At 40.7% G+C, this 14,455-nt stretch carries 8 protein-coding genes; all 8 read right to left on the bottom strand.

Features of this window, described 5'->3' with window-relative positions; all coding sequences use genetic code 11:
* Window positions 1-198: 198 nt before the first annotated feature.
* Window positions 199-1,575 carry an MFS transporter gene (locus ACTJKC_RS11445; protein ID WP_440792012.1) on the bottom strand — a complete coding sequence of 459 codons (1,377 nt, stop codon included), beginning with the start codon at window positions 1,573-1,575 and terminating at the stop codon, window positions 199-201.
* 130 nt (window positions 1,576-1,705) lie between these two features.
* Complete coding sequence (locus tag ACTJKC_RS11440; RefSeq protein WP_440792010.1) at window positions 1,706-3,385, bottom strand: alpha-amylase family glycosyl hydrolase; 1,680 nt, start codon at window positions 3,383-3,385, stop codon at window positions 1,706-1,708.
* Between the two features lie 155 nt (window positions 3,386-3,540).
* Window positions 3,541-5,859, bottom strand: coding sequence for a glycoside hydrolase family 65 protein (locus ACTJKC_RS11435; RefSeq protein WP_440792008.1), 2,319 nt, complete (start codon window positions 5,857-5,859; stop codon window positions 3,541-3,543).
* 94 nt (window positions 5,860-5,953) lie between these two features.
* Complete coding sequence (gene pgmB / locus ACTJKC_RS11430; RefSeq protein ID WP_440792006.1) at window positions 5,954-6,637, bottom strand: beta-phosphoglucomutase; 684 nt, start codon at window positions 6,635-6,637, stop codon at window positions 5,954-5,956.
* A gap of 41 nt (window positions 6,638-6,678) precedes the next feature.
* Window positions 6,679-8,592, bottom strand: a complete 1,914-nt coding sequence (locus ACTJKC_RS11425; protein ID WP_440792004.1) for a glycoside hydrolase family 13 protein — start codon at window positions 8,590-8,592, stop codon at window positions 6,679-6,681.
* Window positions 8,593-8,655: 63 nt separating this feature from the next.
* Window positions 8,656-9,672, bottom strand: a complete 1,017-nt coding sequence (locus ACTJKC_RS11420; RefSeq protein WP_440792002.1) for a SusE domain-containing protein — start codon at window positions 9,670-9,672, stop codon at window positions 8,656-8,658.
* Between the two features lie 18 nt (window positions 9,673-9,690).
* Complete coding sequence (locus ACTJKC_RS11415) at window positions 9,691-11,280, bottom strand: RagB/SusD family nutrient uptake outer membrane protein (RefSeq protein WP_440792000.1); 1,590 nt, start codon at window positions 11,278-11,280, stop codon at window positions 9,691-9,693.
* A 13-nt stretch (window positions 11,281-11,293) separates the two neighbouring features.
* Entirely contained in the window at window positions 11,294-14,269 is a 2,976-nt protein-coding gene (locus ACTJKC_RS11410; protein ID WP_440791998.1) for a SusC/RagA family TonB-linked outer membrane protein, read from the bottom strand.
* Window positions 14,270-14,455: the final 186 nt, after the last annotated feature.

Raw genomic sequence — 14,455 nt, 5'->3', positions numbered from 1 at the left:
TAAAATTTCAGGATTTAGCTTATATGGGTTCGTGTCGCCACGAACAAGAGCGAGTTTTTTACCACAGAGAACACCGGGTTTTTAACAGCGTGCACTGAAAATAAATATGTATGTTATTCGGCCTGTGTCGCCACAGGCCGAAATATGGGTAATGATCTGTGAGGACACAGACCATGGAGTTACCATAGAATTAATGTTTTAGACTGATCGATTTTCTTCTACTTCGAGTTTTGAAGCTAAAGCACCATCTGTATTTTTAGTTTCTCTAATAAACACATAACAGATTACAGCGGCCAAAATCATCAAGCCACCTCCTAATTGTACCGCTAAAAGTCTGTCGTTATTCAAGACATTTCTCATTAACCACCCAAAACCTAATGAAGCAATGATTTCGGGTAATACGATAAAGAAGTTGAAAATGCCCATATAAATCCCGATTTTATCTTTTGGTAACGAACCGCTCAACATGGCATAAGGCATAGAAAGGATACTGGCCCAGGCAATCCCAACACCTGTCATACATAAATACAACATGTTTTTATCGTGCACCCAGGCTACACTGATCAAACCAATGGCGCCGCAGACTAAACAAAGTGCATGTGTGGTTTTGCGACCCAACGCATCGGCAATTTTTGGTAAAACCAGTGCGAACAAGAAAGTAATTACACTATAATAAGCCAGGGTTAAACTGCCAAAATCGGCACCATGGGCATAAACCGGATCTGCAGCATCTCTACCGCCAAAAACATTAACCGCTACGGCAGTGGTGTAATAAAACCACATTAAAAATAAACCCGGCCAGGTGAAAAACTGCACCAAAGAAACGATCTGCATTCTTTTGGGCATGTTCCTTAAAGCATGAAAAATTTCGCGGGCACCACCTCCAAAACCTTTGTTGCTTTCTTTTACTTTTTCTTTAAAATCAACATCCTGTGGCGGATATTCTTTGGTGGTAAAAACCGTCCACAATACCGCGGCGAAAAAGAAAAATGCGCCGATATAAAACGAAAACTTCACATTTTCGGGAATATTTCCCTGTTCTGCGGTATTGGTTAAATGGAAAACATTGTTCATGATCCACGGCAATGCTGAAGCCACGCTTCCACCTAAACCAATCATCATGCTCTGCATGATAAAACCGCGATTAACCTGACTATCAGGTAATTTATCGGTAACAAAGGCACGGAAAGGTTCCATCGCGATATTTCCAAAAACATCCAAAATCCAGAGCAATCCCGCAGCCATCCATAAAGCACTGCTATGCGGCATAAAAATGAGCGCAATACTGCTCACAATGGCACCAATCATAAAATAAGGTCTTCTTCTACCCCATTTTGGGTGCCAGGTACGGTCGCTCAGGTAACCAATTACAGGCTGTACCAGTAATCCGGTTAAAGGTGCTGCCAAAAACAACAATGGAACCTGATCGGGATTAGCACCCAGGTTTTCGTAAATACGCCCCATATTGGCCCTTTGTAAATCCCAACCGAACTGGATCCCGAAAAACCCCACGCTCATATTAATGATTTGTGCGAGTGTTAATCTGGGGTTCTCGAATATTGTTTTTAAGCTCATTTTGTTTGGTTTAAGCGCTTAGCGCAGGGCGTATAGCGTTCTTTCTGTTAAATAAATTATTTTAAATACTATTCATCTGTTCACCTTTTTTACCGCTAAACGCATGGCGCCAGGTGCATAGCACAGACTTTTAAAATTCTATCACCTGAGCGCTAACCGGCGCCAGGTTTACGGGTATGCTTGTTCCTGCGGGAATATTTAATTTTTTATCTGTTAACAGTTCCGTAACCGGAGATGAGTTTTTCACTTTTAAAATCTGATCAGGGATTTCGATGTTAGCGGTTAAAATTTCTGTCCGGTCGAAATTGGCCACTACCAATAAACGCTGTTTGCCAGAATAACGGATAAAAGCATACATGCGGTTATTCATGTTTCCGGTAAGTGGCACCTCATAAATTTCGCCATTAACTACGGCATCACTTGTTGAAGTTACTTTTAGCAATTGCTGATAGTAAGCCCTTAAGTTTTGTTGGGAAGGGCTTAATTTTCCTCCATCGAACAATCCGCCGTTCATCCATTTCTGGTGATCAGGAACGCCCCAATAATCAAAAATTGTGGTGCGGTTATCATCGCCGCCAAAACCTTCCTGACCTCTGCCCGGTTCGCCGACTTCCTGTCCGAAATAAAGCATAACCGGACCAGCGCCCAATGTTGCCGAAACAACCATTGCAGGTAAAGCCAGTTCAGCTTTACCTGCAAATCCTGCCGATGCAATGCGTTCTTCATCGTGGTTTTCTAAAAAGCGTAACATGTGTTTGCCAAAACCAGCACTTTCTACCTGCCACACGTGTTTAATCGCTGCTACATCTGCAGTTGGTTCATTTCTGATTAATTTTTTAAGGCCATCGTATAAACCTACTTTATCGTACAGGTAATCGAATTTACCCTCTTCTAAATATTGTTGGTACACTTTCGGATTGTAAGCTTCTCCCAGGAAAATCAGATCAGAATTTACTTTTTTAACCTGCGGAATTACCCAGTTCCAGAATGCAATCGGCACCATTTCGGCCATATCGCACCTAAACCCATCAACGCCTTTACGCGTCCAGTAGATTAAAATATCGCGCATTTTTAACCAAACCGGAGGAATGGGATCAAAATATTGTTTTTCGCTATTCTGATAATCTACACCATAATTTAATTTAATGGTTTCGTACCAGTCATCATATTTGGGCCGGGCAGAAAATATATTATTACCTGTGGCTTTTGCAGGATTTTCTTCAAATTTACCATCCTGTAGCGCTGAAAGCGGCGTTTTTTGTCCGTTTGTTGGAACCGTTAAAGCCTGATCCGGGATATAATAATAATCATTTTTTGTGCTAAAGGCTTTGGTTACATCATCCTGTGCGCCAAAGTCGGTTACGCCATTTGGCTTTACATAAGAATGGTAGCTCCTGGCAACATGATTTGGAACAAAATCAATAATCACCTTTAAATTTTTGGCATGTGTTCTTTTAACCAATGCTTCAAACTCTTTCATCCTTTTTTTAACATCAACTGCCAGATCGGGATCAACATCATAATAATCGCGGATGGCATAAGGCGAACCCGCCCTGCCTTTTACCACATCGGCGTCATCAACCTTGATTCCGTAAGCAGAATAATCGGTTAAACTGGCGTGTGCAATGGCTCCTGTGTACCAAACATAGTTTACATGGAGTTCTTTTATGCCATCGAGTGCTTTATCGGTAATATCATTAAACTTACCAGAACCATTTTGCTCAATGGTTCCGTAAGGGATATTAGTGGTATTTTTATTCCCGAACAAACGGGGCAGTAACTGGTATATAACGATCTGTTTATCGTTCATTTTGGGATGTTTTTGTGCAAAAGATGATGATGAAATAAATAAATAGAAAATTGTCATCATGCAAACAACCGCATTAAGATTGATTCGCCGTTCCTCCTCGCAATAACGAAGTATTGAGAAAGTGACATCTTCCATTTTACATTTTACCTCTACAATCATACCAACTCGGCGTTATTAACTTCAATTTCGGCATTTCCGGCCAGTTTATAGTTCTGATTCCGGATCCCGATTTCTAAATCAACAGCGGCATGGTTTTTAATGCTGATGCCGTTTTCAGTGATATTGATTTTCAAGGTTGCCCCTCTAAACCCAATGGTAAAGGAGAACGATTTCCATTTGCCAGGCAAAAACGGGTTAAACTGCAGTTTACCGTCGCGCACACGCATGCCCGCAAAACCTTCTACCACACTCATCCAGGTACCGGCCATAGAGGTAATGTGCAAACCATCTTCGGTATCGTTGTTATAATCATCGAGATCTAAACGGGCGGTACGTAAATAAAATTCGTAAGCACGGGCCTCGTCGCTTAACTTCGCAGCTAAAATACTGTGGACGCAGGGCGACAAAGAACTTTCGTGTACGGTACGCGGTTCGTAGAAATCGAAATTACGTTTAAGGGTTTCGAGGTCGTAATCTTCTTCAAAGAAATATAATCCCTGTAATACATCAGCCTGTTTAATAAAGTTTGAACGTAAAATCCTGTCCCAGCTCCATTTCTGGTTAATTGGTCTTTCGCTGGCAGGCAAATCTTTAACTAAAATTTGCTCTTTATCTAAATAACCATCCTGTTGTAAGAAAATGCCTAGTTTTTCATCCTCTGGATAATACATTTTTTCGATAATATCAGCCCAATCGGCAAATTCCTTTTGGTCGAAGTTTAAGCTTTTTAGCAGGCTGTTATATTTTTCTGGTTGTTGTGTTTCTACAATTTTAGCAGCTTCTGTGGCATATTTCATGCACCATGTGGCCAGAATATTGGTGTACCAGTTATTGTTTACGTTGTTTTCGTATTCATTTGGACCAGTTACGCCAAGCATTACATATTGCTGTTTATCGCTGCTCCAGTTAACGCGCTGTTTCCAGAAACGGGCAATGCCGATTAGTACCTCCAAACCGAAATCAGAAAGGTAGCTTTCATCGCCGGTGTAACGGATATAATTAAAAATGGCAAAGGCAATGGCGCCGTTACGGTGGATTTCTTCGAAAGTGATTTCCCACTCGTTGTGGCATTCTTCGCCGTTCATCGTTACCATTGGATAAAGCGCTGCACCATCTTTAAAACCTAATTTCGCTGCATTTTCGATGGCTTTACCCAATTGTTTGTGGCGATAAACCAATAAGTTTTTGCTTACTTCCTGCGGGGCCGTGGCCAGATAAAAAGGCACACAATAAGCTTCGGTATCCCAATAGGTAGAACCTCCGTATTTTTCGCCGGTAAAACCTTTCGGGCCAATATTTAAGCGGTCGTCTTTACCGGTGTAGGTTTGGAAAAGCTGAAAAATATTGAAACGGATAGCCTGCTGGGCCGAAACATCGCCTTCGATAATGATATCGCTTTCTTCCCATTTAGTAGCCCATGCTTCGGTTTGCTCTTTTAATAAAGTATCGAAACCTTTGCCTGAGGCCTTGGCAATTACAGATTTGGTTTCTTTTAAAAGTGATTCTTTTGGATAATTTTCGGAAGATAAATTAGCCGCGATTTTAACCAGAGTGATTTCTTCGTTTGCTTTAACATCTACCGAAAAAGTTTGTCCGACGAATTTCTCTTTGCGCACAGCTTCCGGATTAAAGTCTGATTTTTCTGCATTTTTATACAGTTCTATATTGCTTCCGGTGCAAACTTCAAATTCGGTTTTCTTTGTTCTTAGTTTGATGTAAGCCTCAGTTCCTGAAATTTCATCAGCAACCAGATCCCAGAATTTTTCATCGTAGTTACTGTCCTGATTTTTAACATCACCATCAATAAAAGGTGTTAAAGTTAATTTACCATCAAAACCCAGCGGCGTAATGCTGTAACGGATGGCCCCAACTTCATCATCGGCTATGCTGCAAAAACGTGTTGATTTAACTTTCAGGGTTTTACCGCTTTTTAATTTCGCAGTAAAACTACGCTCTAAATATCCGGCGTGCATATTCAGCACACGTTTAAAATCGCTTACTCCGGCAGTTGCCAAATCAAGGATTTCACCGTCGATTTTCACTCCAATACCTATCCAGTTGGCTGCATTTAAAACTTTTGCGAAATATTCGGGGTAACCATTTTTCCACCATCCCACACGGGTTTTGTCGGGGTAGTAAACGCCTGCAACATAGTTTCCGGGTAAGGTTTCTCCGGTATAGGTTTCTTCAAAATTGGCACGCTGCCCCATACGGCCATTGCCCAGACTGAAAATACTTTCTGAAATTTTATTTAAATGTGGATCAAAGCCTTCTTCGATAATATTCCACTCATCTGCTTTAATGTAATTTTTCATAATATAGTATCAGGTAGTTAGTATCAAGTAATTAGTATCTGGTATCAAGATAAATTCACTACTTGATACTTGCTACTTAATGCTTGAGACTCCTTTACAACTCTTCTAAATCTTTAACTGTTAATTTGTCTAATCCGCTTACTACCACATCTGCCTGGGTGAGTATGCTTTTTTCACCGATTCCGATGGCTTTCATACCACCTCTTTTTGCGGCTTCTACACCTGCAACGGCATCTTCAAAAACCACACATTCATCGGGTTTAAATCCTAGAAGTTCGGCTCCTTTCAAAAATACTTCGGGATCGGGTTTTGATTTGGTTACCATATTGCCATCTACAATTTCATCGAAGAAATGGGCAAGGTTTGTTTTTTCTAAAATGATGCCTGAGTTTTTACTTGCTGAACCTAAAGCCAGTTTGTAGCCGGCCTGGTGTATTTCGGTTAAAAAATCAACGGTTCCTGGCAAAACTTCTGCAGGTGTCATTTTGGTAATCATATCTACATACCAGCTATTTTTTAAGGTGGCCAGTTCTTCTTTCTCTGCATCAGTTTTTTCTACGCCACCCCAGGCCAAAATTTTATTTAAGCTTTCTACGCGGCTAACGCCTTTTAACTGCTCATTTTGCTCTTCGGTAAAATCGAAACCCATGGTGTTGGCCAAACGCTTCCAGGCCTTGTAATGGTAAACTGCAGTATCAACCAGTACGCCGTCTAAATCGAAGAGGCAGGCTTTGATGGAAGATGTTGGATGTAATATGTTAGATGTGTTATCTTGCATGTTTTTATCTCTAGCCGTCGAATGAAGTCGACAGCAATAAATTAATTTAGCTCCAGTACCAGCGTTGTTTTAGCGGGCACTTTAATGTTTTTAAATTCGGTGTTTTCGCCGGTGATTACGTTTTTGGCGGAAGTAATTCCTGTTGTTCTTTCGGCGAAGCGATCGGTATTTAATGTTTTATCTTTCTCTGTGTTATTTACAACAACCATTACGGTGCCTTTTGGTTCTGCATTGTAGCGGAAATAAACATAAATATCATCCTGTGGCACAAATTGCATCAATTTACCTGTTTGCAGGGCTGCGCTGTTTTTGCGGAAATCAGCAAGCGTTTTTACAAAATTAAAAGCTTCATTTTCTTTGTTTGTACGACCATCGGCAACGAATTTATCTTTTTTGTCGCCTTCCCAGCCGCCTGGAAAATCGGAACGGATTAAACCATCGGGATTGGAAAAGTTTTTCATCAGGATTTCTGTTCCGTAATACATCTGAGGAATGCCACGCATGGTTAACAGAATACTCATTCCCATTTTATATTTGTCGAAATCTTCGCCCACCATCGAATAAAAACGGCTCATATCGTGGTTATCCAGAAAAATGCAGTTGGTATTCGGGTTTTTGTAAAGAAAATCGTGCGCCAGGGTTGCATATAAACGATTAATGCCATCAACCCAGCCATTTTTACCATTGATACCTTCGTAAATGGCATCTTTTAAAGTTGCATCGGTAATGCCCTGAAGATGGGTATCGAAACCGCGGTTAACGGTATTTCCTCCGGTAAAGAAAGCCTGATTGGCCACAGCGGTAACCAATGTTTCGCCAAAAACCGATAAATGCGGAAATTCTGCCTGAACTTTTAAAGCCCAGTCGGCCATGTAAACCGGATCGTTATAACCGTAGGTATCTAAACGTAAACCATCAATACCTGCATACTCGATCCACCAGATGTGGTTTTGGGTCAGGTAATTTTGTACATAAGGATTACGCTGATTTAAATCAGGCATTGAAGGTACAAACCAACCATCAAGCATCTGTTTGCGGTCGGCAGCAGAAGCATGAATATCCATTACCGTTTGATCGCGGTAACTGGTTTGTGTATATTTTGGCCATTGGTTTAACCAGCTTTTCATCGGTAAATCTTTATAAAACCAATGCTGGGTACCAATGTGGTTGTGTACAATATCTTTGATCACTTTTAAACCCTTTGCATGCGCAACCTCAACATACTTTTTGTAAAGTGCATTGGTACCATAGCGTGGATCTATTTTGTAGTGATCGGTTACCGCATAACCATGGTAAGAAGCATGTGGCATGTCGTTTTCTATCTCCGGGGTCATCCAAACGGTAGTAATTCCCAAATCTTTCAGGTAATCGAGGTGATTGATTACACCCTGAATGTCGCCACCATGACGGTAGTACATGCTATCGCGGTTTAATGCAGTTTCGGCTAAGCCCTGCACCACATCATTGCTTTTATCGCCATTCGAAAAACGATCTGGCATTAAAAGGTAAATAAAATCTTTGTTGGTTACACCCTGAATCCTGCCGGCGCTTTTATCGCGGTTTTTTAATTCGTAAGTGTAAGTAAATATCTTTTTTCCGTTAACGGCAAAGTTAATCGGGAATTTTCCGGCTTTGGCAGCGGGAGCAATTGTTAAATCAAGAAATAAATAATTCGGGTTTTCAACTTTATTAACTTTTAGAAGCTTTACACCCGGATAAGTTAAAGAAACGGAACTTGAAGCAATGTTTTCACCATGGACCAGCAACTGCAGCTTAGGATTGTGCATGCCTGTAAACCAGAACATAGGTTCAATACGTTCTAATTGCTGGGCAAAAAGGTTATTGCCTGATAAAAATATAATCAGGACGGCTAAAAATGTCCTTTTTAAAAAAGAAGCGTTAGTTTGAGCATTTAATGGCAACTGAGAAATTGAAAAGGTATGAAATCTGTTCATGCTAAAACTTTAAAGTTTTAAAAAAAGCCCTGCAGTATGCAACTGCAGGGCAGATAATAAGGATTAGTTTTTAACCATTGTAGCTTTTTTAGCAGCTACATCTAAAGTAATGGTATAAGTTCCGGGAACGGTTACGGAAATGTTGTCGCCGTTATTGGTTAAAGCAGTTAAACTGCCACCCAGGTTAACTGTCCAATCGTGTTTGAACCTGAATTTCAATGCACCAGCAGTTAAGGTAGTTTTGATAGAATAATTATTAGATTTTCCGTCATTTACCACTTTCATATCAGTATCATTGTTCCAGCCGCCTAAGGTAGCATCTCCAATAATCGACCACTCGTTTGGTGTTGTAAAAGCGATGGTTTTGGCATTTAAATCAACGGTTACCTGTTTCACAATGGCATCCGGCGATTTTAAATTATCGCCAGCACTACTGCTGATTTTGCCTGCACCTGCATCGCCATAGGCAACATCCCATTTTTTGGCAGGTGTAATTTTAAACTCCAGGTTTCCGGCGGTATAAGCAATCATACCCGTATAAACACCATTGCTTGATAAAGAAATTAAACTATCGGCAGTTGTTGGATCCCAGCCCTGGTAAGCACCCGGAACGTAAATCCATGCTGAAGCCAGATAAGGCGTGGCATTTAACGTAATTACGTTTGAATAAGTTAAATCGTTTACGGCAGCGCCTGATTTTAACCTTACTTCTAACTGGGCAGCAACACCAACTTTCCCACCCAAAGCCAAAATCATATTGTTGATTTCGGTTACGGTTGGTGCATAAGTTTTAGTGGTAACCACCACCTCTTTTGGAGCGGCAAAGTTAGTACCCTTTAAATCAAACTGCAGTGTTGAGGTTACCGGCACTACATAACCTGATGATGTGGCCAGCGGATAACTTAATGTTAACGCCGGCTGCGCCCCATTTGACTGTACCAAACTCAATGTGGTAGCAGATGCGGTTAGTGTACCGGCTGCGCCAACAACTGAAACCGTTTGGGTTTCGTCTTTTTTACACGACCAAAGCGATAGTGCTACAAAGCAAAAGGCCAGGGATTTGAAAAATATTGATTTCATCTCTTATAAATATTAAGATTAATAACCTGTGTTTTGAACCAGATTCGGATTGGCAATTAAATCTGCCGCCGGAATCGGATAAATGTTGCGGTAAGCTGGAATAGAAGTTCCGGCTTTAACCCCACCTTTAAATGGCCATAAGTAAGTGCCACCGGTAAATTTACCAAAGCGCACTAAATCGGTACGGCGGTGACCTTCCCAATATAATTCGCGGCCGCGCTCATCGAGATAAAAATCTACTGTTAATGTTGCCGGAACCACATTACCTGATGTATTGCCATAAGCACGTTGGCGCAATGCATTAACATATTCGAGCGCTTTCCCTGCATCGCCACCTGAACCACCACGGGCAACCGCTTCTCCGTAAATCAGATATTGCTCAGCCAAACGGAAAATGGCAAAATCCAGAGAGCTGAACGTTCCGTTTAATGAAGGAGGTATGGTACTGGTACCAATGATGTTTTTAAATTTTGTAACACGTAATCCATCTGTAAATACGCCAATTTCATCAACCGTATTTTTAGCACCAAAGAAAACACCTCGTTTATCTAAAGTTCCGTTTGCATCAGGAAATAATGCAGGCAAATTCTGACGGGTTCTGTTACCGCCCCAACCACCACTTGGCACACCATAAGATGCTGTACCCATATCGGCGTTAATCCCAGCATTAATCAGAAATGTAGTACCTCCGTAATTGGTACCGGTTACCCCATCATAGTTAATGGTTAAGATGTTTTCGGTATTGTTGATGTTGTTATCTGCTTTAAAAAGATCCATATAACTGGCTTTTAAGCTATAACCGGCAGCAATAACCTTGCTCGAGTAAGTAATGGCTTCGGTATATTTTGCGGTTCCGGTGTACACCTGTGCATTTAAATATAACCTTGCCAGTAAAGCCCAGTCGGCACCTTTATCTGCACGGCCATATTCGTTGCTGCGCGCACCGGCTAAATCACCTTCAATTGCTTTCAATTCTGATTCGATATAAGTAAAAAGGGCAGCCCTTTGGATCTGTTTTGGGGCAACTTTACCAATTTCATCGTTTTCGGTAACAAAAGGCGGATTACCAAAAGCATCTAAAAGCACCCAATATTGGTAAGCGCGTAAGAAACGGGCTTCAGCACGGTAACGGGTAATATCTGCAGCATCGGTACCTGTAATGTTGCGCGAAGCTAATTTCTCTGGCGTACTTTCGCGAAGAAATTCATTACAAACCGTAATCTGTAAAATACTTCTCGAATATAATCCCCTTAAAAACTGGTTATCTACACTTGGTGTGCTGTAATCCAGTTCCGGAATACCGGTATCACCCCAGGCACAAATGGCCTCATCGGTTACCAGCTCCTGCGAAGTCCAGAATAAACGAAGGAAATCTGCAAAACCTGAGTTTAGTCCGCCAATATCGCTGTTATCCGATCCGGTAGAACTGGTTAGTGCATAAGCCGCATATAGTTTAACCAAACCTTGTTTGTAACCTGCCGGAGTAGCATAAACGGTTGCCGAAGTCACATCGTTAGTGGGCAATACGTTTAAATCATCTTTTTTACATGAATTTAATGACAACAATAAAACACCTGATGTCAATATTATTTTAAATGAGTTTTTCATTTTTATCTCCTTATTAAAAACCAACATTAAAACCTAAAGTGTACGTACGCGGACGTGGATACAGGTTATAATCAATACCACCGCTCAACTCAGGATCTATACCATTGTATTTGGTTACGGTAAAAACATTCTGGCAGTTTGCCGATATCCTTAACGATGCAGTTCCGGTTTTAGATAATTTGCCGGCGTTGTAAGAAATACCTGCATTATCCATTTTCAGGAATGAAGCGTTTTTGATATAATAATCGCTTAAGAACTGGTTGTTCTGGAAATTGGTTGCCAGAAAATCTGTAGATGCATTGTTGATTACACCTGCCGGACTTAAGATATTCGCCCTTACACCAAAGTTTGAAGAAACGTTGTCGTATATGTAATTGCCGAAGTTTGCCCTAAGTGAAGTGGTAAAACTCCATTTTTTGTACGAAAAAGAAGTGTTGAAACCCAGGGTAATGTTCGGATCCGGTGATTTATAAAAATACTGATCGCTCGTATTGATTACCCCATCTTTATTTAAATCTTCATAAACACCTTCTAATGGTTTTCCATCGGCATTATACACCTGTTTGTACACGAAAAACGATCCGGGAATCTGGTTAACTGCGTTGTATTTTAAGGTTACACCAGTACCACCTGTAATATCACCCGCTCCCACTTTCGAAGCCGGATCAGGATTTAAGGTTAAATTGGTTACTTTTCTTTTGTTGTAAGCCACGTTTACACCAAAATCCCAGCTGGTATTTTCGGTTTTGATTGCCGAGAAGTTTAAACTTCCCTCAACACCCTTAACATCCATATTACCCACATTTGTAGTTAACTCGTTGTTAAAGTTTGTACCTACCGGAATATTGATTTTACTTAATAAATCAGATGTTTTTTTGTAATATACATCGATGCTTCCATATAAACGGCCTTTCATAAAACCATAATCCAAACCTGCATTATAGGTAGTGGTGGTTTCCCATTTCAAATCAGGATCGTATGCTGCCGGAGTATAATAGTTGTAAAAAGTATTGCCGATCTGGTATTGGCCGGTATTGCTGTTGGCATAATATTTTGATAAGTAATCGTAATAACCGATACCATCTTTATTACCTGTTTGACCGTAACTTAAGCGGAGTTTTAAATCAGATACCGAAGTGCTGTTTTTCAGGAAATTCTCGTTAGAAATTCTCCAGGTAAAAGCAGCTGAAGGAAAATAACCCCAACGGTTTTTCTCTGCGAATTTAGAAGAAGCATCAGCCCTTAAAGTTCCTGATAAAATATATTTATCGGCTAAAGTGTAAATAAACCTTCCGTAGTAAGAAAGCAATTTATCGCGATCGGTAGAGAAAGGAAAAACAGGAGTTACCAAAGCCTCTCCGGTTCCTTTGTAAGAAGTAAAGTTGAAACCGGTTTTGGAGTTATCGTAATACCCGTAACCTGCGGTTACATCAAAACGGCTTTTAATACTTTCTACCGTATGTGCATAGTTTAAGTAAAACTCAGAAAGTTTGTTGGTTTCTGTATTCAAAGAGTGGGTGTATGATCCCAAAGTTGAAATGCTCTGTGCGGCAAAAACCGGGATACGAACCTCACCATAACCTTTAGACAGATCGTAACCTAAGTTTAAATTGGCGTGCAATTCTGGTAAAAAATGGAAAGAGTAATCGAAACGTGCATTACCAAAACTTCTTTCGGCATTACCGTTATTATCGTTTAACCTGATTAAACCAACCGGGTTGCGCGGTGCATTAGGATTTACAGAACCATCGCTTCTTAACCATTCGTAATAGTTACCAAAATTGTTATTTGCATTAACCGCTTGTGTAGGATCGAACTGGATGGCAGCCCCAACAGCACCGGAGTTAGCAAAATGCGACTGGGTTAATGCACCTTTTAAATTCAGGTCGATTTTTAAATGATCCTGGAATAATTTTGGCGAAATACTGATTGCACCCGTACCACGCGAAAAATGATCGGTAATTAAAAGACCCTGCTGATCTAAATAACCAGCAGAAACACGGTAAGGAACACCTTTAAAAGAACCTGCAATGCTTAAGCTGTTATCGGTAGAAAAGGCATTCTGATAAATTTCATCCTGCCAGTCGGTATTAGAATTGCCCAGTAAAGCTGAAAATTTCTTGCCATCATCGTATGAAGCATTTGGATTGGCATTTACAAAATCGCGGATCTGACCTGATGACAGGATATCAACCTTTTTAGCTACCGTAGCGATAGAGTTATTGGTGCTGAAATTAAACACCGGCGCACCTGATGCACCTTTTTTGGTGGTAATTAAAATGACCCCGTTTGATGCCCTCGAACCATAAATGGCTGTTGCATTGGCATCCTTTAAAACGGTAAACGTCTCAATATCGTTCGGGTTAACCAATGATAAGGGACTTGGTGCATTACCAATAGAGTTACCACTGAAAGGAACCCCGTCAATTACAATAAGCGGATCGTTACTGGCATTAAGTGAAGCACCGCCACGGATACGGATGGTACTCCCCACCCCTGGCTGACCGCTGTTTGAAATAATGTTCACACCGGCAACTTTACCCTGAATCAGTTGCTCAGGTGTAGTAATGGTACCTTTCTGGAAATCTTTCGAATTTACCGTACTGATAGATCCCGTCAGGTTTTTCTTCTCTGCCGTACCGTAACCAATTACCACCACCTCATTCAGTTTTTGTGCATCGGGCACCAACTGGAAATTTACGGTAGCATTTGCCGAAACGCTAACAGTTTTATCAAGGGTTTGATAACCGATAAAACTTGCCGATAAGGTAACCGAACCATTCGATAAACCTGCAAGTTTAAAACTACCGTTGCCATCTGTTGATGTACTTCTGGTTGTACCTTTTACAATTACAGAAGCGCCGGGCAATGGCAGACCGGTTTCGTCAAGCACTCTACCAGATACTGATCCGGTTTGTGCTTTTACCATTAATGCTGAAAAAACCAACAGCACCAAAAGCCCCTGTTTTAACAGGTAAAATACTCTCATATTTGAAGCTCGTTTAAGTATAAAAATTTGGTTAAATATTATAGTGATTTACACATAGGCCTAATTTACAGCTGTTAATGAGATTTCAAAATTTATTTAATAAATATATTTCGGAGCTAAACCAGCGCTTAAAATTCGGGTTAAAAACCAGCTTTTAGACGGGTCTAAAATATCATATTAAATAAT

Origin of the sequence: Pedobacter sp. 22226, assembly GCF_052045455.1 — a bacterium.
GTDB classification, from domain to species: domain Bacteria; phylum Bacteroidota; class Bacteroidia; order Sphingobacteriales; family Sphingobacteriaceae; genus Pedobacter; species Pedobacter jeongneungensis.
This window is presented reverse-complemented; position numbering and strand designations above follow the sequence as displayed.